Here is a 20,674-nt window from a genome sequence, read left to right as displayed (position 1 = left end):
CAGGAATTAATTCAAAAAACTTATGGGGATACATCCCCTATATAAACTTCTCATAAAAATGCCCTACAGTCGCCATCAAGCCTTTTGTGTTAAAATTTTGGTGTGTTTTGACTTTTTAGCCTTTGGGCGATTTCAACCCCACGCATCAGGAGAATTTTCATGACGAGCAGTTACAGTGCCGATCAGATTCAAGTTCTGGAAGGTCTGGAAGCCGTCCGCAAACGACCGGGGATGTACATCGGTTCTACCGGGCCGCGAGGACTCCACCATTTAGTATATGAGGTAGTAGATAATTCTATTGATGAAGCTTTAGCAGGTTACTGTACTCATATAGAAGTTGACCTCAATGCTGATGGTTCAGTGGCAGTCACAGATGATGGTCGGGGGATTCCTACCGATACTCACTCACGCACAGGGAAATCGGCTCTAGAAACCGTGTTAACTGTACTGCACGCTGGCGGTAAGTTTGGTGGCGGTGGTTATAAGGTTTCTGGGGGTTTGCACGGGGTTGGGATTTCTGTTGTTAATGCTTTATCGGAAGTTGTAGAAGTCACAGTTTGGCGAGATAAAAAAGTTCACACCCAGCGATATGAACGGGGTATTCCAGTCACGGAACTCATCGCCAAGCCTGATAAAGAAGGGAGAACAGGAACATCTGTTAAATTCAAGCCAGACAATCAAATCTTTACTACTGGAACTGAGTTTGATTACATTACCCTCGCAGCACGGTTACGGGAATTAGCGTATTTGAATGCGGGAGTAAAAATCACTTTCACCGATAACCGTCTAGAACTGCTTAAAAGCGATACACCCAAGGTAGAAAGCTACGAATATAAGGGTGGGATTCGGGAATATATCGCTTACATGAACCGTGAGAAGCAACCACTGCACGAAGAAATTATCTATGTACAGGGGGAACGCAATAACGTTCAAATAGAAGTTTCCTTGCAGTGGTGTACCGATGCTTATACAGACAACGTGTTGGGTTTTGCCAATAATATTCGGACTGTTGACGGTGGTACACACCTAGAGGGTTTGAAGGCGGTTTTAACGAGAACCTTAAATGCGATCGCTCGCAAACGGAATAAAATTAAAGAAAACGAACCTAACCTCAGTGGTGAACACGTCCGCGAAGGTTTGACGGCGGTAATTTCCGTAAAAGTTCCAGACCCCGAATTTGAAGGACAAACCAAAACTAAACTCGGTAATACCGAAGTCAGAGGTATTGTTGATTCCTTGGTGGGAGAAGTTTTAACAGAATACCTAGAATTTCACCCCAGCATTGCGGACTCGATTTTAGATAAAGCTATCCAAGCATTCAAAGCCGCAGAAGCAGCACGCCACGCACGGGAATTAGTCAGACGTAAATCTGTACTAGAATCTTCCCCATTACCCGGTAAATTAGCCGATTGTAGCTCCCGCGACCCCGGAGAATCCGAGATATTTATCGTCGAAGGCGACAGTGCGGGCGGTTGTTTTTTTGGATACACAGTAATTCCACTTACGGATGGACGTAATATTACGCTCAAAGAACTGGTTGCAGAGCAGGAAATGGGTAAAGAACATTTCTGCTACACCATCCGAGAAAGCGGCAATATGGGTATAGAAAGGGTAATTAATGCCCGTATGACCAAAGCTAATGCAGAGGTAATTAAACTAACATTAGATAATGGGGAAGAAATTATCTGCACACCTGATCACCCCTTCATGTTACGTGATGGTACTTATAAAGCAGCAGCATTATTGACTCCAGAAGATTCCTTAATGCCCTTTCATCGCCAACTTTCCTCCAAAAGTGAGCGAGGAACGGGACTCAATGGCTATGAAATGGTTTGGAATCCCTTAAACGACAAATGGATTTACACTCATCTTTTAGCAGATTTTCATAATCTGGAGCATGGGGTATATCCATCCTCTGATGGTAGTCATCGTCATCATGTTGATTTCAATAAACTCAACAACAACCCAAACAACATTAAGCGGATGACACAAGAGGCGCACTTAGAACTACATCGCCAAAACATCCAAAAAACCCTGCATCGTCCAGATGTAATTGAAAAAAGCCGTCAAATTCACCAGAGTGAAGAGTTTCGCGCCTTCATGAGTGAACGGATGCGCGACGAAAAAACGCGAGAAATTCTTTCCCAGCAGGCAAAAGCACAATGGGAAGATGAAGCATATAAAGCGTTTATGACGGCTAAATGGCGCGAGTTTTATGAAACTAACGAAAATTATCGTTTAGAAAACAATGCGCTGCTCAATCACGCCCAGCAAGAATATTGGAGTGATGAAGCAAATCGTCTCGCCCAGTCGCAACGAGTACAAGAGTATTTTGCGAATAATCCTCAAGCGCGTCGGGTACTTTCAGAATTAGCCCAGAAACAATGGCAAGATGAAACTTTACTAGAGTGGCGACGGGAAAAAACTAAAGAACAATGGACACCAGAATTTCGTGCTAAACGTCGAGAGGCACTAGAAAAAACTTACTACTTCAAAACCTTAGCAGCTTTGAAGGAAGTAGAACTGCAATTGGGATGCTTAGATTTAGAAGCTTATCGACTGTATCGCCGACAAACAGGCGACAAGTCAATGTTACGTTGGGAGACATTCTGTGATCGCTATTTCCAAGGTAGCAGAGTCAGAGCGCGGGAAGTCGTGAAAAATTACAATCACCGTGTCGTCAGCATTGAACGTTTAGCAGCACCAGCCGATGTTTATGACATTGAAGTTCCCAACACTCATAACTTCGCTATAGCTGCTGGTGTATTCGTCCATAACAGTGCAAAACAAGGACGCGATCGCCGCACTCAAGCTATCCTGCCTCTACGCGGTAAAATTCTCAATATCGAGAAAACTGACGACTCAAAAATCTATAAGAATAACGAAGTTCAAGCGTTAATTACAGCTTTGGGTTTAGGCGTAAAAGGTGAAGAATTTGACTCCACTCAACTACGTTATCATCGGATTGTCATCATGACCGACGCTGACGTAGATGGAGCGCACATCCGTACACTTTTACTGACATTCTTTTATAGATATCAGCGATCGCTCATTGAACAAGGCTTTATTTATATTGCTTGCCCACCATTGTATAAAGTCGAACGGGGACGCAATCATGAATATTGTTATAGCGATCGTGAATTGCAAGACATACTAGCCAAGTTCCCAGCCAACGCCAACTATACCATCCAGCGATTCAAAGGTTTGGGTGAAATGATGCCCGAACAACTGTGGACAACCACCATGAATCCCCAAACTCGCACCCTCAAGCAAGTAGAAATTGAAGATGCTGCCGAAGCTGATCGCATCTTTACAATTTTAATGGGCGATCGTGTCGCACCCAGACGCGAATTTATCGAAACCTACGGTTCTAAGCTCAACCTCAATGATCTTGATATCTAATCACCTCATCAGCTTCACATAAACTTACTCAAGGGTAATTGATAAATATCAATTACCCTTCACTATGTGATTAACCTTGCGGTGCATATTTCTCCCTTGTCTCCCTCGTCTCCCTTGTCTCCCTCGTCTCCCTTGTCTCCCTTGTCTCCCTCGTCCCCCTTGTCTCCCTCGTCTCCCTTGTCTCCCTTGTCCCCCTTCCCGTGTCTCCCTTCCCTCCCCACTACCCACCACCCACCCACAGAGAAATTTTTTTGTTTTTTTGTTAAGGAAAATTGTTTGATAATATACATTAAGTAATTATTAAGTAGATCATCAATTTTTGCTGATATTACAATGCACAAAAAATATTTTCTGTCAAGTAAATTTTTGAATTTGGTTAAATATGCTTTGTTATTGCTGGAGTAATTCAAAAGAATATTAATTTTTGCCTACTAAGCTCATTCACGCCACCATCCGAAATGGCATTTGTTAAGCTGGGATAGCAAAGCTGTGTATTCATCAAACTAGTATCACTATGGGAGTATCTACAGCATCCAAGATGACGAAATCATCATATTTTCCAGGACATAAGAGGAATTTATTACAATTTTTTGACAAGCTGCCAAATTCAAAATACCTTTAAACTTAATATGAAGACCAAAATTAAGCTTCGGTTTCTCCTAAATCCTCAAACTAGACAATAATCTGCTACTAGCTAGCTGATATGTTCTTTTTTTAACTTATTGAGAGCTATAGTTTTGTCTGTATTTGATAAAGTTTTGCTTTAAGTCAGCAAATCTATCTAATTTCAACTGTCAAATCCGTTTTGAATTGATTAAAATATCCTTGGATACAATAATCAAACTTTGTCAAGATTCGGAGGTTTGAAATCTCAGCATTGCGCTAATGTGTGAATAAGGCTGAGTTACTCAAATCTCAATTAACTGCCATTTGAGTAGTGTGCAAAACCTTTACTAACTAGTTAAAGTGTTTGACACGTAAAAAGTTCAGTCTTTCTAGACCAGAACTGCCTCTATTGGTGTCTTGATTTAGTGGGAAGTCTTACCCAATTCTCCGGACTGACTCTTTTATGAAGGAAATGTAAAAATGGGTGACTCAATGATTCTGGAATAAGTTAACATGAAATACACTATTTCTAGGTAATTCGTGTTTTACATAATACCTAAAATTATGTAAAGACAGCTTTAAATTCCTGAAAATGTAAAGATAATGCCATTGCAATTCAAAAAAACTTTAGAGAAAATTTAAGTGCAACACTACCATGTTTAATGTCTTTTTGATATTGGTGGCTTTACCTTGCTTAATGACTTCATGATTAACACACAAAAAGAGTGCAATTTTTGTGAAACAGGCTACAATCGGAACAGTCTTTATAGGAAAATATGCCAACAGTCATAATTCATTTGTACAGAGTGGTAAATTTTTTTATCAAGGCACATCTTGTTTTGAGGCAAGCGAGTTAACAATTGTATGCGAGAGCGACAATTTTAGCTGGCGTTGTAGGTGAGTAAGTCAGCATCTAGTGCGGCTTTTCCCATTGATTAAGGAAGATCAAAACTTCCGAAAAACACCAGGGCAATCAATCTAAAACCCTATTTTTTTACCAACTGTCTCAGTTTAAAAAGAGCAGTAACCAAGTCTTGAGTAATTGATTCTGCAAGGAGCATGAGGAACGCGGCATGAACCAGGCTAACAACGTACTCGATAGCATTTATCAGCCTGACCTAGAAATAATGAATCAGCCTGAAGAAATCGAGTTAGAAGACCTCTTAATTGATGAAGAAGAGGACTTGCTGCTTACCGATGAAGGCGAAATTGATGATTTTTTAGAGCCTCAGTCTGATGAGGACGACGCAAAGTCTGGAAAAGCCGCTAAATCGCGTCGTCGGACACAAAGCAAGAAGAAACACTACACCGAGGACTCGATTCGTCTTTACTTGCAAGAAATCGGGCGAATCCGGCTCTTACGTGCTGACGAAGAAATTGAATTGGCGCGCAAAATTGCCGATTTATTGGAATTAGAACGGGTACGCGATCGCCTGCAAGATCAGTTAGAGCGTGAACCCGAATATAAAGAATGGGCAGAAGCAGTACAGCTACCATTACCTGCGTTTCGTTACCGCCTGCACATTGGTCGCAGAGCAAAAGACAAGATGGTGCAATCAAACCTACGTCTTGTAGTTTCGATTGCTAAGAAATACATGAATCGCGGTTTATCATTCCAAGATTTAATTCAAGAAGGAAGTCTTGGTTTGATTCGGGCGGCGGAAAAGTTCGACCATGAAAAAGGTTATAAATTCTCTACCTATGCTACATGGTGGATTCGCCAAGCTATTACACGCGCGATCGCTGACCAATCCCGCACAATTCGTCTACCAGTTCACCTCTACGAAACCATCTCCCGCATCAAAAAAACCACCAAACTGCTGTCTCAAGAAATGGGACGCAAACCCACAGAAGAAGAAATCGCCACTCGCATGGAAATGACCATCGAGAAATTACGGTTCATTGCTAAATCTGCTCAATTACCGATTTCCTTAGAAACACCTATTGGCAAAGAAGAAGATTCCCGCTTAGGTGATTTTATTGAATCCGACGGTGAAACCCCAGAAGACCAAGTTTCTAAAAATCTTCTGCGTGAAGACCTCGAAAAAGTTCTCGACAGTCTCAGCCCCCGTGAACGCGATGTCCTCAGACTCCGTTATGGTTTAGATGACGGACGCATGAAGACCTTAGAAGAAATCGGGCAAATTTTCAATGTCACCCGTGAACGGATTCGTCAAATAGAAGCTAAAGCACTCCGTAAGCTACGCCATCCCAATCGCAACAGCGTACTTAAGGAATATATTCGCTAATCAAACCTGAATCTTCAATAGTCAATAGTCAATAATCAAACTGTTTCACTCTTGACTGTGGACTTTGGACTATTGATAAACAAAAATAAAAAACCTGGGGGGTAGTTGATCTCCCAGGTTTTTTGTTTATCTCTTTATTATTACTAAGCAATCTGACATCTTAAAACCTATAGTTACTAAAAATATCGTCAAATATTTTTAGCTTTGTAAGATTTACATCTTACTGGACTAACTACAAGCCGCACTATTCGGTTTCCATCACAGATAGAGTTCCGAACTACTTTTGATATTTAAACACCAGGCTAGTATCAACCTGATGATCGATTTGTCGCATACTAATCAATTGGTATTAGAGAATACCCCAGAAATGCAAGAAACCTTGACCAGAGAACAATTCAATTAATACAGCCGCTAAAAAGCCAATCATTGCCAAGCGACCATTCCAAATTTCGGCTTGGGGAGTAAAGCCCCAACGCCAAGCATTACGGTCTTCGATTACAGGAGCAGAGATTTTTGTTGTGTCTGTCATGATTGGAACTCCAAATTAAATTTGCTAATAAATATTGCTTTATGTAAACTAATATAACAATGTTTTTCAAAAATGCAACATTCATTAATACTTTTTTCGCTATAAATTCAGCCAAGAGTTGTAGTTTTCAAGTAGAGAACTTGATATATCTATCTTGTGATAGAGAGAGTGAGTACACACACCAACTATGACCAGCAAGTTGTTGTGTAAATAATTGTTATTATTGAAATAATTTATCAACTATTTTAGCAAAAAATACCCAAAGATATCCATAAAAGCCTGATAAATAAAGCTGGAATCCCTAGTAATTAGTAATTAATTGCATCAGTTGGATTATATGTGTCTATTGTGACTCAAAAACAATAAATTGGATAGTTTGTTTTCTGGAAGTTGCTAAACACCCGCTAAGAGCGATCGCCTTATTTTAAACTTCAACTCGCCACGCAGCATAAGCAAAGTCCTATACTATTAACAGCAAACTCAGATTCACACCAATGAAAGCAATTGAGGTTCAAGGAACTGTTAATGAACTTGGTCAACTTTCCTTAGACGAACCGTTAACCATAGCAAAACACAGCCGCGTCCGAGTCATTGTCCTCATTACAGAAGAGAATGAAGAGGATGAGGAACTTGTCGAGTCAGCAAAAGAAAGTTTTCGTCAAGGTTGGTACGATGCGATGAATGGAAATACTGTACCTGTCTCTCAACTTTGGCATCAGCAGCAGAAATTAAACAAATATTAGCTGATTTTGAGCAACATCAGGAAGAATAGGCGATCGAGTATACCCTGATTGTAACAGCGTTGTTTAAGGCGATCGCACTCTAAGAACCTAACAGGCTGACCGGAAAATATTTTAAAGCTTCACCAACGCACAAAGTTCTGTCTACTTTTACCATCTTTCCAGTTATCCCATCTATCCAATTTACAGTTGTGTCTAGGGGGAAATCAATGCAAGTATCACCCCAAACTTTTGTACCTAATGGATATTCTCCAGGTTGAATTAAATCAGTCAAGAAGCGAGGAGCGATGGTAATAATATTGTTGTTTTCATAGCTTTTTATAAAAGCAATAATATGGTCTTTGAATTTTCCCCTTGCTGCTAAAGCTTGATAGCGACCTTGTTGGAAAACCTGTAAATATTTTGCCCTAAATTTTAAAGCTTGCAGAATCAAAAACATTTTTATTCTACCATCTTCTTTAGTAGATAACAACTGCTCAATCAATTTGAGAATATCTATAGAAATTTGCGATTTAATATCTTGTAAATAAGACTTACGAATGTCAAAATCAACTGGACGACGATTATCAGGATCAACCATACTAAAATCCCAAAGTTCTGTTCCCTGGTAAAAGTCGGGAAACCCTGGAGAGGTAATTTTTAGTAAAGTTTGTGAAAGTGAATTGAAAACACCATAGTCAGCTATGCGCTTTTGAAAAGGGATAAATTCTTGTAAAAATTGATTGCTTGCTGAAGGTTCTAAAACTTTGGTGGCAAAGTCAATTACAGCATTTTCGTAAGTAATATTCGGTCTTAACCATGCTGTATAAACCTTAGCTTCTCGAATGGCTTTGAGGAGATAATCTTTAAGGCGATCGCAAAAATTATTATACTCGTGTTCAAAGAATGGAAATGCTCCTACTAACATCTGATAAAATAAATATTCATCGTTAGCATCTGGCATAAAAAGATTTTTTCTAACACTCGTTTTATGTTGCTGATTTAGTTCATAGAATTTATTTACTTGTGTTTGCCATTCTTCAGGTATTTCTGATAAAATATTTAGTCTAGCTCTAATATCTTCACCCCGCTTGGTATCATGGGTAGAAGTAGTATTCATGGTATGCTGCCAACGAGCTTGTCGTTGTTGATTAAAATCATGAAAATCATGAATATTAATCCCAAAACAATCAGGATTTCCGCCAACTTCATTTAAAGAAATAAAACGGTTATAAACATATAAAGCAGTATCTTCTACACCTTTAGCCATCAATGGGCCTGTGTATTGTTGCAACCGCATAACAAAATAAAGGCGTTGGTCTTGTTCTTCTGGTGTGAGAGAATCTTCATGTTCTAATAAAAGTAATTTTTCAATAAAACTTAATTCATGGTGTAGTAAGGGAATATGGGATTTTGCCTGTTGAATTACTTCTTGAATATATGGACTATCTGCTGCTGTTAAACCATCTTGATTAATATAAGTGCGATAGATAGGAAAACGAGAAAGAATTTCTGCGATCGCTCTTTTTAAGCCATTAATAGTAAAATCATTACCATAACGATGTTTGCTAGCTATTTTCTTCAACAGATAAGTTAAATTATCAATGTCTCCAGCTAAGTTTCTTTCAATCATTAAATGTTTTTTATCGGTGACAACTTGCTCATAGGGAGTTCTCCATCCTGTATTTTGATAGTAAGTTTGAGTAAAAGCATCTTGATTTTTGGTTTGACAGAAAATACCATTGACATAATTTAAGAAATCATAGCCTGTAGTCCCTTGAATTTGCCAATCATCAGGTAACTTTTCTCCTGATTGCAATATTTTTTCAACACATAGATATATATTCCCTGTTTTTTCTTGCAATCTTTGTAAATACTGTCTGGGGTCATATAATCCATCTATATGGTCAACTCTTAACCCAGTAAATAGACCTTGTTTAGCTAACTTAAAAATTAAATGATGAGTATTTTTAAATACTTTTTCATCCTCTATTTTTAGAGATATCAACTCATTGATGGTAAAAAATCTGCGGTAATTAATTTCCTCTGCACCCACTTTCCAAAATGACAGCCTAAAAAACTGTTCAGAAAGCAAACTGTCTAAAAGATTAAAACTTTCTGCTTTACCGACTTCACCATTAAATAAGTGAATATTCTCATCAATAAATGTCTTGATTTCAGGATAGTCTACATAAAGTTCCCACAACAGTCCTTTCACAAAATCTATTTGGTCTTGTCTTTCCGTGGGGGTTGCATCATGAGGTATATGCTTAACCATATACAATATACCCAAAAGCCTGACAAATATGGGATGTTTTCTGCCTAAATTCTTAGCTAACTCCTTTAAGTTTTGACTCAAGAAAGTAGCATAAGATTCTAGGTTAACTGGCAAACTCAAATTATAATAATTAACAGTTAATCCCGTTTGGTCGTATTTTAGTTGAATCTCGCCATTCTCTAAAGATTCTCCATAAAACTTACCGAGTAGAGGAGTTAAAATCGGCTGTTGATTATTGCCAAAAAGATTACCTGTAGAAGCATTCCAAGCAATATCAAAATAGTTAGCATAGATGGAATTTGTACCTTTTTCTAAAACATCCATCAGATATTGATTTTGACTATCATAAGCCATGTGGTTGGGGACAATATCCTGTAACCAACCCATTTGGTGCTGTTGTAATTCTGCAATTAATGCTAAAAAATCTTCTTGAGTGCCTAATTCGGGATTTAATTGATTGGGGTCAACAATATCATAGCCATGTGTGCTACCTATTTTAGCTTTAAAAATCGGTGAAGCGTAAATATCAGATATTCCCAATTCTGCTAAATAGTTGATGACTTCTTTAGCTGCTTTAAAGGGGAATTGAGAATTAAATTGTATGCGGTAAGTAGCTATAGGGATACGCATAAATTCAAACTTTAGTTAATTTTTTCGTAGACTACCAGGCTTTGACCACGTAAAGTTAATTCTGGCTTTGAATTAATTACTAATGGTAAATTAGAACCACATCCCAACCAGATATTGTCAGCAGAATCTAAAATTTTTTGGTGTTGATTGTCAATAAAATTATTAGGGATATTAATGTCGTTCTTATGGAAATTCATCAAGCAAATTATTTCATGAACTTTGTTATGTCTTAACCACCAAACAAACTTTTTATCTTCTATACAACCTGCTGCTAAATTTTGGCGATCGCCTGTAATTAAATCCAAATTTTGCTGACGTATTTGAATTAATTTCTTGTAAAAATTATAAAGAACTTTATGCTGGCTTTCTTGACGTTTTTCCCAGTTTAATTTACACGTTGAAAACGTTTCTAGTGATTCTGGATCAGGTGGTTCACCTACAGCATGAAACTCAGCAAATTCTCGCTTACGTCCTTCCCTGACAGCTTGAATTAAATCCAGGTCAGAGTGACTGACAAAATACATAAAAGGTGCTTCTTCGCCATATTCCTCACCCATGAATAACAGAGGAATATAAGGAGATAAGATAACAGCACCAGCAGCTAATTTTAAAGATTCAAAGCATACTAATTTAGATAATCTTTCACCGAAAATTCTATTACCTATTTGGTCATGATTTTGATTGGAAACTATAAACTGATGTGGTGGGCGATCGCTAGCTGAATTGCCGTGAAATCGTTGACGAAAATGGGAATATTTCCAGTCATAAACAAAACTATCTTTATAGGCTTTAACTAAATGTTTGCACTTGCCAAAATCAGCATAGTAGCCAGTGCGATCGCCTGTCAATAATGTATATAATGAATGATGAAAATCATCACTCCATTGGGCATCAATTCCATAGCCACCCAACTCTACAGGACGAATTACTTTAGGGTCATTTAAATCACTTTCAGCAATTAGATAAACTTTCCTTCCTTGGGTTTGAGAAAATACACCAACATTTTCTGCAAGTTCTGCCAAACAATGTTTAGCCCCCAAATCATAGATAGCATGAATAGCATCTAACCGCAGTCCATCAATATGATATTCTTGCAACCAATAAAGCGCATTTTGGATAAAAAACTGCCGTACATCATAGCTATCAGCATCATCAAAATTAATGGCACTTCCCCAAGGAGTACGATAGGTTTGAGTAAAATAAGACCCGAAGTGGCTCATGTAATTACCTTCCGGGCCAAAATGGTTATAAACTACATCTAAAATGACTGCAATTCCCTGTTGATGGCAGGCTTCAACTAATAGCTTTAATTTTTTAGGACTACCATAGGAATTTTGCACCGCAAAGGGATAAACTCCGTCATAACCCCAATTACGTCTTCCTGGAAATTGCGCTATTGGCATTAATTCAATTGCATTTATACCTAAATCTTTTAAATCTTGCAGTCGGGGAATTATCGCTTCTAATGTACCTTCTGGCGTAAAAGTCCCAACATGAATTTCATAGATAATCATGGCTGTTAAAGGAATACCAGACCAATTAGCGTCATTCCAGTTAAAACTATGGTCGATTACTTGTGAAGCTTCATGTACACCATAGGGTTGAAAATTTGATGCTGGGTCAGGTCTAGATTCACAGCCATTTAATTGATAAAAATATAATGTTCCTGGCTCAATATTAGTAGCCGTAATGTGCCAATAATGTCCTTGCTGTTGCATTGGTATGACAAGTTTTTGTGGTGACACAATTTCTAAAGCAACATTTTTTAAATACGGACACCAGACTGTAAATTCACAATAGCCATCACCTAAATAATTAGCCCCTATTTTCATATTAATTCCTGTTCATTAGTGCTAATTTTCCTTAGCCGCAGTTAGTAGAGTGCGTAATTTTAATTTGAATATATGTAGGCAAGGATGATATTACGTCCATCATAAGTAAGACAAATATATAGTATTAATGCGCTCACAACTCATCACCAATTAAAAACAATTGTAATAATTGACACTGCAATTCTTACAAACAAAATATATATTTTTCACGGATATAAAATAAAAAACTTTTCAATTACAAATTAGAGATAGCAATTAATAACATAAGCTTGCATGGACAATATTAGCGCAATATAAATCTTAAAAATGTGGATTTCTTGCAAATCAAGCCGCAATTTAGCACCTATTATTTGAGTCGGTTTTAATTGGCAAATCTTCCTATGTTCTAGTATTCACTGATCAAAAAATGTATTTTGGCTGCAATTACAACATTGACGAAACTTCTATCTCAAGACAGTAATAAAAAAGTAATAAATCATCAAAAATTAAAACCTATGTTTGGGCAATAGAAATAATAGCAAACCACTCAAAAAATCCAGTTTAAAAGATATCAATCATCAAATAGAGTCAAAATCAGCGCAAGGAGAAAAGAATATGCCACGACCAATACACAGTTCAGTCATAGTTATTACAGGTGCATCAAGCGGCATCGGACGGGCTACAGCATTGGAGTTTGCTAAACAACGGGCAACATTACTCCTAGCAGCAAGACGGGAAGGTGCTTTAAAGGAAGTAGCCCAAGAGTGTGAACAGCTAGGGGGAAGGGCTGTAGCGGTGCGAACAGATGTAACATTTGAATCAGATGTGCAAGCTTTAGCCCGGCGCGCCATTGAATCCTTTGGGCGGTTGGATGTGTGGGTGAACAATGCCGCCGTCAGCTTGTTTGCAAGGTTTGACAATGCACCGATGGAAGCCTTCCGGCGAGTAATTGAAACTAATTTATTTGGTTATATTCACGGTGCGCGTGCTGCCCTAGCCCTGTTTCGGGAACAAGGTAACGGCAACTTAATTAACGTTTCCTCAGTGGTTGGCGTAACGGGACAACCATACACAATTCCCTACACAATCAGTAAGTATGCAATTCGTGGACTCTCCGACTCCCTACGCATGGAATTATATTTAGACCATGCCCCTGATATTCACGTCTGCACCGTCTTACCCGGTTCAATTGATACACCCATATTTCAACACGCAGCCAATTACACAGGTCGCCAAACCAAAGCCATGACACCCGTCTATCCTGCTAGACAAGTTGCGGAGGCAATTGTGGGCTTAGTAGAAAGACCACAGAGAGAAATCGTTGTGGGTCAAGCAGTCTACTTAGCACTTTTACAGAAAACCTTAGCCCCCGACGTATTTGAACGTGTAATGGCAAACCAAGTAGATAAAGACCACTTCCAAGATTACAAACCAGCCCCCCACACCGACGGCAACGTCTTCGAGGCCATGCAAGATTATACAGGTGTCAGTGGTAATTGGTTAGTTCAAGATGGGATGAGACAAGATATTTGGGATATGGCAAAAGACGCAGCCCAGAAAATTGGCTTACCAATGTCTTAAAAGCGAGAGGAGTTACAAAACCTCTCATACTCCTCTCTCCGCGTCTCCGCGTCTCTGCGTGAAAAAAATCAACATGAAATTACCAAAGGGTAAATTAGAGAGTCAATACACCATCGTCAATGATTTATGGATGCACGCGCGGGTATCATCACTCAAACCAAAAACCCCCGTAGTAATTTTAGTACATGGGCTAGTAGTTTCCAGCAGTAACATGATTCCCGTTGGCGAATTACTAGCACCTGATTACAACGTTTATGCACCAGACTTACCAGGTTACGGGGAAAGTGACAAACCAAAACACACCTTAGAACTACCAGAATTAGCAGATATCCTCTGTCAGTGGATGGATGCAATGAAAATCGACCAAGCAACCATGCTAGGTAACTCCTTCGGTTGTCAAATTATAGTTGAATTTGCCCTCCGTCATAGCGATCGCCTACAACGAGCTATCTTACAAGGGCCAACTATTGACCCACACACCCGCACCTTACCCCAGCAGTTATGGCGTTTCTTCCTCAACGCCCCCCTAGAAGACCCATCCCAAGCACCCCGCCAGGCTTACGATTATTGGCAAGCCGGCTTATCGCGCATTGTGCGTACCGTTCAAATCGCCTTTGCAGACCGTATTGAAGAAAAACTCCCCTACGTCCACGTACCCACATTAGTTGTGCGTGGTCAAGAAGACCCTGTTGTCTCCCAGCAATGGGCGGAGGAAGTGGTGCATCTGTTACCCGATGCCCGACTGGCTGTAATTCCCGGTGGTGGGCATACCCTCAATTACAGCAGACCTCTGGAGTTAGCCCGCGTTACCCGTTGTTTTATTGGGGGAGTGAGGACAGGGGAGGCAGGGGGGGCAGGGGGGCAGGGTGCAGGGGAGCAGAGGGAGACAAGGGGGACAAGGGGGACAAGGTAGACAAGGGAAAAATATTTACCCCAATGCCCTATGCCCAATACAACTAATACACAGCAAAAATTTTATGCAAACACCCTTATATAAAGGAATTTTGGCTTCTTGGTTGGCACAATTGCGAATAGCCCCGCCTTACATTGCTGGTTTTGATTCAGCCTCAGCTATGCTACGGGCAACTTCTGCTTATTTGCGGGGGGAAGATTTTCCGGGGATGGGTACAATGCCATCTGCTATCGAACCCATCGCTATTTTAATTAATAAGTTACCCCGACAGGCAAAGGAGTTTATCTATACAGCCGGTAGTGCTGGGGAAGCGATTCCGGCTGAAAGATTGGGAGATGTTAACAGTGAGATAGTCTCCCAATGGATGGTAAATCAGTACCCCCAACACGAATATCCAGCCGTGGCTATTGGTTCGGCTAGTGGGGCGTTGGTGCATTTGTGTGCAGCGTTGGGAATGCCTTGGCTACCTCAAACTTATTTAATTCCTGTTCTTCACCCAGAATTACATCCCGATGAACCAAAAAAGGCGATGGAGTGGGGTAGAGAAAAAGCCCAACCTCTACTTGATGCCAACCCCGATTTACAACTACATCATATGTATGACCCCAATCAAGACCGCTTGACTTTGCGGGGGATGACTTATTTTCGGGTGAAGCGTCGGACTTTGGGGGAAACTTATCAACGTTTTTTGAGAAATTCCTTACCTAGAGGCGGTACAATTTTCTTGGTAGAGTGTGAGCGAACTTGGAAGACAACTCAAGTAAGCGATCGCCATTTTTTCCAATTTGGGGCGTTAGGTGGTGCAACCCCAGAAGAATTTCTCTATGGTAGTCAACGTGTCACCGAATATCTACAACGCTACAATTCCCCTCACCAACGCTGGGAAGCACCCCCACCCGATGGCGATAGTCCCGAAGCTGAGTGGGGTTTTGAGCCTAGCTTGCGGCAAGATGTAGAGAATTTTGCTCACCAACATGGTTATCATATCCGGCGGATAATTTTTAAAGAACCAGAACACCTCAGCCCCTTTGTCGCCGAATTATATCGCTGGTGGTATAAAAAACGCGGGATTATGGCTAACCGCTTGTTTGTGGAATCCTTCATCCTCTTAGAACCGATGTGGTCTTTACGTACTGGTTCTGTACCATTTTGGATGAAGTTCAATATGCAGCCTTCTCTAGATTGGATTCAGCAATACCTCAAGGAGACTGACCCCTATGATGAAATTTATATGATACTTTTCTCCCACGGTGTAGATGCTCCTGGTTTGCCCACTATCGAACAATGGCGGGAGGTATTTAACTATGCACGTAAACACGGCGATTTTGTCGGCATAGTCGAAGATTTCCCCAGAAACTTCCCCGCCCTAATTCAATATAATACTGAACTTCAGCGAATGATCAAAGCCCGTTATCCACTCCCAGGGGCATTAAGTTTAGGGGAACTAGATAAATTTATTACTCAAGTAGGCTACAGTTTCCCCGTACAGTGGCTAGGAGAAAAATTATCATCAGATGTAGACGGACAAGTAGTAATTCGTAATTCGTAATTCGTAATTCGTAATTAATTAAGTAGGGTGTGTGACGCTGCGAAAGTATTTGAACTTCGTAATAAGACTTATAGCGTCACGCACCAACCATCAATGGTGACGCTTGCGTAAGTCCTGTTAATTAAAAAATATCCAAAATTTAAGGTGCGTCAGGATGAATAACTTCTGAGTATAGTTAGGTTTAATTACACTGACGCACCCTACTAGGCTGTGAATTTGGGATAATTTATTTTCTGGTGTTCCCTAAATTCAAGAATTACTAATTATTAATTAGTTAACTAGAAAGATAAGAACACCAAATTCAAGAATTATTTAACTTCACCAAATCCTTTTTCTACGTCTGCCATGTTACCGTATTCTCGCTCTGGCATTTTTTGCAGAGTATCGATGATTTCCTGTTTAGCGTTTTTATCTCTGGCATGGCTGATTAAATCTTGTTTGTTTGCAGGAAAATCTATGCCACTGAGATGTTTTGCAATATCTACCGCAGAGACTGCCATAACTCACCTCGTATATACATTTGGTTTGCTTATATATAGGCTATGAGTAATTCACCTCTTTCATTCTCTACCTGTGGATGTAACTTAAATCAGTTATCAGTTATCAAGTGAGTGATAACTATTTGCTGTTCACAGTTAAATCGATTTTTTATGTATTTTAAGGTAACACTAAAAAATAGATTATCTGCAATTGATGGTTGTGTAGGGTGCGTCAGCATCAATAAATTCTGAATATAGTTAGGTTCTATCCCACTGACTCACCCTACAGGTTTTTTATGAATTTCTTGGGTTAAAAAGTAGAGGTTGCTGTTAATTATTTAATGTAGAATTTAGAAAACTTAATGATTTTTATTGAGTTTGTAGTAAGGACTTCAGTCCTACAATAAGGACTAAAGTCATTACTACTAACCATCCCTGTGTTAGATGAATAAGGATAAGTTCTCAGCTAGCTTGATTATATCAATTGATTTTTCAATTAAATAACTGATTAAAATTATTTAAAATGCCCCATAATCTTTTAAAAAACGATCGCTTATGGTTTAAAACCGCCATAATTTACGAGGTAGCGGTTCGTACATTTGCTGACAGTAATAATGATGGGATTGGTGACTTTCCGGGATTAACAGGAAAATTAGATTATCTACAAGATTTAGGTATTACTGCTATCTGGTTACTACCTTTTTTTCCTTCACCGTTGAAAGATGATGGTTATGATATTGCTGATTATACCAATGTCAACCCTATTTACGGCACATTGGCAGATTTTCAAACTTTTTTAACTGCTGCCCATCAAAGGGGGATTCGGGTGATTATTGAGTTAATTATTAACCATACATCCGATCAACATCCTTGGTTTCAAAGATCGCGTCGCGCACCAAAAGGTAGTCCAGAACGAGATTTTTATGTTTGGAGTGATACCCCGGAAAAATATCCAGAAGCTAGAATTATTTTCCAAGATTTTGAGACATCTAATTGGGCTTGGGATGCAGTGGCTAAGGCTTATTACTGGCATCGTTTTTACTCTCATCAGCCGGATTTAAATTATGATAATCCCCTCGTGCGGAAGGCGGTGTTTGATGCGGTGGATTTTTGGTTAGAGATGGGTGTAGATGGTTTACGTATGGATGCAGTCCCTTATTTATATGAAAGGGAAGGAACAAACTGTGAAAATTTACCAGAAACCCATGCTTTTTTGCGAGAATTGCGATCGCATATTGATGCGAAATTCCCTAATCGGATGTTATTAGCTGAGGCGAATCAATGGCCGGAAGATGCTGGCCAGTATTTTGGTGCGGGGGATGAGTGTCACATGAATTTTCATTTTCCCCTGATGCCGCGCCTATTTATCGCCCTGCGGATGGAAGATAATTTCCCCATTGTGGATATTCTCCAGCAAACTCCACCAATTCCTGATAATTGTCAGTGGGCGTTATTCCTCCGCAACCATGACGAACTCACCTTAGAAATGGTGACAGATGAAGACCGAGATTTTATGTATCGGGTTTATGCCCAAGACCCGGTAATGCGGTTAAATTTAGGCATTCGTCGCCGTTTATCGCCGCTTTTGGGGAATGACCGTCGCCAAATTGAGTTACTTAATAGTTTACTGTTATCTCTGCCAGGAACGCCGGTAATTTATTACGGCGATGAAATCGGTATGGGGGATAATGTTTATTTAGGCGATCGCAATGGTGTACGTACTCCCATGCAGTGGAGTTCTGACCGTAACGCCGGTTTTAGTCGCGCCAACCCCCAACGCTTGTATTTACCTGTCATTGTTGACTCAGAATACCACTATGAAGCGGTGAACGTGGAAGCCCAACGCGCTAACCCTAATTCCCTCTGGTATTGGATGAAGCGGTTACTAGCTACTCGCAAACGGTTTCCAGCTTTGGGGAAAGGAGACTTAGAATTACTCCACTCTAGTAACCGGAAGGTTTTCGCCTTTATCCGCAGCACATTAGAGCAACATATCCTCATTGTCGCCAATTTATCCCACTACGTGCAAACAGTAGCTCTCGACCTCTCCGCCTATAATGGGCTATTACCCGTGGAAATTTTTGGTTATACCGAATTTCCTAAAATTGGCGAATTACCCTATTTCCTCAGCCTCAGCCCCTACGGAGTTTACTGGTTTACCCTGCAACCCAAGCTTAGTTTAACCCAACCACCTAAACCCCAAGGGGAGTTACCAACATTAGTTGTAGCGGATAGGTGGCAAAATGTCACTTCTCAACGGGAAGTCAAAGAAATTTTAGAATCTACACTGCGGGATTATCTCTACACCTGTGATTGGTTTGGTGGTAAAACCCAGACGGTGCAATCAGTGCAAATCACCGAGGCGATTTGTCTACCCTACAATGACAAATTAGCTCAAATTGTCTGGTTACAGGTAGATTATCATCAAGCCCACCCAGAAACTTATCTATTGTTTCTCGCCTATGCAGAAGGCGAACAAGCAATGCACCTGTTAACAGAAATGCCTCAAGCTGTTATGGCGCGGTTGCAGATATCAGCTAAAACTACTGATGTTGGGGTTTTATTTGATGCCTTAGCAGATAAACACTTTCTCAGCTCACTCCTAGAGGGAATTTCTCAGCATCGCATCTATCAAGGAATCACAGGCGAATTATCTGCGACTACTACGGATTTATTTAGTACCTTGCGCCCAGAGGTTAGCAATCGTGAACCGATTTTGATTAATAGAGAAGACCGCAGCAATACTTATATATTGTATGGCGATCGCCTTTTATTAAAACTCTTTCGTCAAGTCGAGGCAGGTATACACCCTGATTTAGAAATCCGGCGTTTCCTCGGTGAGCGAAAACACTTACAACACGTTGTTTCTATTGCTGGAGCTTTGGAGTACCGCCACCAGCACAAGGTAGGTTATAGCCCATCTCTCCCGATGACTTTAGGTATCTTGGAAGAATTAATCTTAGATGCCCAAAGTGCTTGGGAATACACCCTTGATAGCCTAGAACATTACTTTGATCTCGTAGCGACGGAACAAGCTACTATTACACAGGTATCTCTGCCCACAGGTTCTTTGTTAGATTTACACAGAAGGGAGATTCCCCAATTAGCAATCTCTACTATCAATTCTTACTTGCCCAGCGTGCAACTATTGGGTAAGTCTACAGCAGAACTTCATTTAGCTTTGGCTGGAGATAGTGATCATCCCGACTTTGCCCCAGAACCTTTTTCATCATTTTATCAGCGATCAATCTATCAAAATGCTCGTAACTTAACCGGGCGAGTCTTGCGGCTGTTAAGGGAAAAAATCAATGACTTACCAACAGACACCCAAGCATTAGCCAGAGAAGTCCTCAATAGCCAAGAGGAGATTTTAGCAAGTTTTCAGTTAGTTGTCAGAGAAAAAATTACGGCTTTGCGGACTCGATATCATGGCAATTACCATCTAGATCAAGTTCTGTATACTGGAAAAGACTTTATTATCACCCATTTTGAAGGTAAAGCAGCGCGGAGTTTGAGCGAAAGGCGCATAAAGCGATCGCCCCTACAAGATACAGCAGGAATGTTATTATCATTCAACTACGCTGTTAACTATGCCCTTCGCCATCAACTAGAATCTGGGATGCTCCTCCCGGAAAATCTCGCCTTGATAGAACACTGGGTAGAGTTTTGGTATACCTGGGTAAGTACCGCTTTCTTAAATTCTTATCTCGACACTGCTAGTCAAGATAACTTTTTACCCAAGACTACAAAAGAAATACAAATACTACTTTTTGCCTATCTTTTAGAAAAAGCGATCGAGGCACTAGGTTCTGAATTAAATCATCGCCCAGATTGGGTTAAAGTTCCACTTAAGCTGATTCTGCAAATTTTATCTCAAACTTATAGATTTTAATACAGTTCGTAGTCAGGAATTTAGTCTTAAATTAAA

Annotated in this window: 12 protein-coding genes; 7 read left to right on the top strand and 5 right to left on the bottom strand. The window is 40.0% G+C overall.

What is annotated here, in order from left to right:
• Window positions 1-159 precede the first annotated feature (159 nt).
• Window positions 160-3,402 carry a DNA topoisomerase (ATP-hydrolyzing) subunit B gene (gene gyrB / locus ACPZ3T_RS13535; protein ID WP_490276875.1) on the top strand — a complete coding sequence of 1,081 codons (3,243 nt, stop codon included), beginning with the start codon at window positions 160-162 and terminating at the stop codon, window positions 3,400-3,402.
• Between the two features lie 62 nt (window positions 3,403-3,464).
• Here gyrB and ACPZ3T_RS13530 read toward each other — a convergent pair whose 3' ends face one another.
• The gene (locus ACPZ3T_RS13530) at window positions 3,465-3,641 is read right to left on the bottom strand and encodes a hypothetical protein (protein WP_490276874.1); all 177 of its coding nucleotides are present in this window, start codon (window positions 3,639-3,641) and stop codon (window positions 3,465-3,467) included.
• A gap of 1,440 nt (window positions 3,642-5,081) precedes the next feature.
• Here ACPZ3T_RS13530 and rpoD point away from each other — a divergent pair.
• Window positions 5,082-6,257: an RNA polymerase sigma factor RpoD gene (rpoD, locus tag ACPZ3T_RS13525; protein ID WP_490276873.1), complete on the top strand. Its 1,176-nt coding sequence runs from the start codon at window positions 5,082-5,084 to the stop codon at window positions 6,255-6,257.
• A gap of 349 nt (window positions 6,258-6,606) precedes the next feature.
• On the opposite strand, the gene ACPZ3T_RS13520 is transcribed toward rpoD, so the two are convergent.
• Window positions 6,607-6,786 (bottom strand): high light inducible protein, encoded by a 180-nt coding sequence (locus ACPZ3T_RS13520; protein WP_490276872.1) that lies wholly within the window; start codon window positions 6,784-6,786, stop codon window positions 6,607-6,609.
• Between the two features lie 494 nt (window positions 6,787-7,280).
• On the opposite strand from ACPZ3T_RS13520, the gene ACPZ3T_RS13515 reads away from it, so the two are divergent.
• The gene (locus ACPZ3T_RS13515) at window positions 7,281-7,529 is read left to right on the top strand and encodes a type II toxin-antitoxin system RelN family antitoxin (RefSeq protein WP_490276871.1); all 249 of its coding nucleotides are present in this window, start codon (window positions 7,281-7,283) and stop codon (window positions 7,527-7,529) included.
• Window positions 7,530-7,608: 79 nt separating this feature from the next.
• Here the strand turns inward: ACPZ3T_RS13515 and treY are convergent, their stop codons facing one another.
• Window positions 7,609-10,413 (bottom strand): malto-oligosyltrehalose synthase, encoded by a 2,805-nt coding sequence (gene treY / locus ACPZ3T_RS13510; RefSeq protein WP_490276870.1) that lies wholly within the window; start codon window positions 10,411-10,413, stop codon window positions 7,609-7,611.
• Window positions 10,414-10,424: 11 nt separating this feature from the next.
• Window positions 10,425-12,245, bottom strand: coding sequence for a malto-oligosyltrehalose trehalohydrolase (treZ, locus tag ACPZ3T_RS13505; RefSeq protein WP_490276869.1), 1,821 nt, complete (start codon window positions 12,243-12,245; stop codon window positions 10,425-10,427).
• Window positions 12,246-12,839: 594 nt separating this feature from the next.
• Between treZ and ACPZ3T_RS13500 the strand changes: the two genes are divergently transcribed.
• From ACPZ3T_RS13500 to ACPZ3T_RS13490, 3 genes are all read left to right on the top strand, one after another.
• Entirely contained in the window at window positions 12,840-13,805 is a 966-nt protein-coding gene (locus ACPZ3T_RS13500) for an SDR family oxidoreductase (protein ID WP_490276868.1), read from the top strand.
• Window positions 13,806-13,878: 73 nt separating this feature from the next.
• Entirely contained in the window at window positions 13,879-14,718 is an 840-nt protein-coding gene (locus tag ACPZ3T_RS13495) for an alpha/beta fold hydrolase (RefSeq protein WP_490276867.1), read from the top strand.
• The gene (locus ACPZ3T_RS13490) at window positions 14,672-16,267 is read left to right on the top strand and encodes a hypothetical protein (RefSeq protein ID WP_490276866.1); all 1,596 of its coding nucleotides are present in this window, start codon (window positions 14,672-14,674) and stop codon (window positions 16,265-16,267) included. Before ACPZ3T_RS13495 ends, ACPZ3T_RS13490 begins: the two co-directional genes overlap by 47 nt.
• A 308-nt stretch (window positions 16,268-16,575) precedes the next feature.
• Here the strand turns inward: ACPZ3T_RS13490 and ACPZ3T_RS13485 are convergent, their stop codons facing one another.
• Entirely contained in the window at window positions 16,576-16,767 is a 192-nt protein-coding gene (locus ACPZ3T_RS13485) for a DUF2795 domain-containing protein (RefSeq protein WP_490276865.1), read from the bottom strand.
• A gap of 502 nt (window positions 16,768-17,269) precedes the next feature.
• On the opposite strand from ACPZ3T_RS13485, the gene treS reads away from it, so the two are divergent.
• Window positions 17,270-20,638 carry a maltose alpha-D-glucosyltransferase gene (gene treS, locus ACPZ3T_RS13480; protein WP_490276864.1) on the top strand — a complete coding sequence of 1,123 codons (3,369 nt, stop codon included), beginning with the start codon at window positions 17,270-17,272 and terminating at the stop codon, window positions 20,636-20,638.
• The last annotated feature ends 36 nt before the right edge of the window (window positions 20,639-20,674 follow it).

Source organism: Aliinostoc maniaoense, from assembly GCF_058172895.1.
The sequence above is the reverse complement of the archived record's forward strand: the minus strand, read 5'-3'. Positions and strand labels throughout refer to the sequence as shown.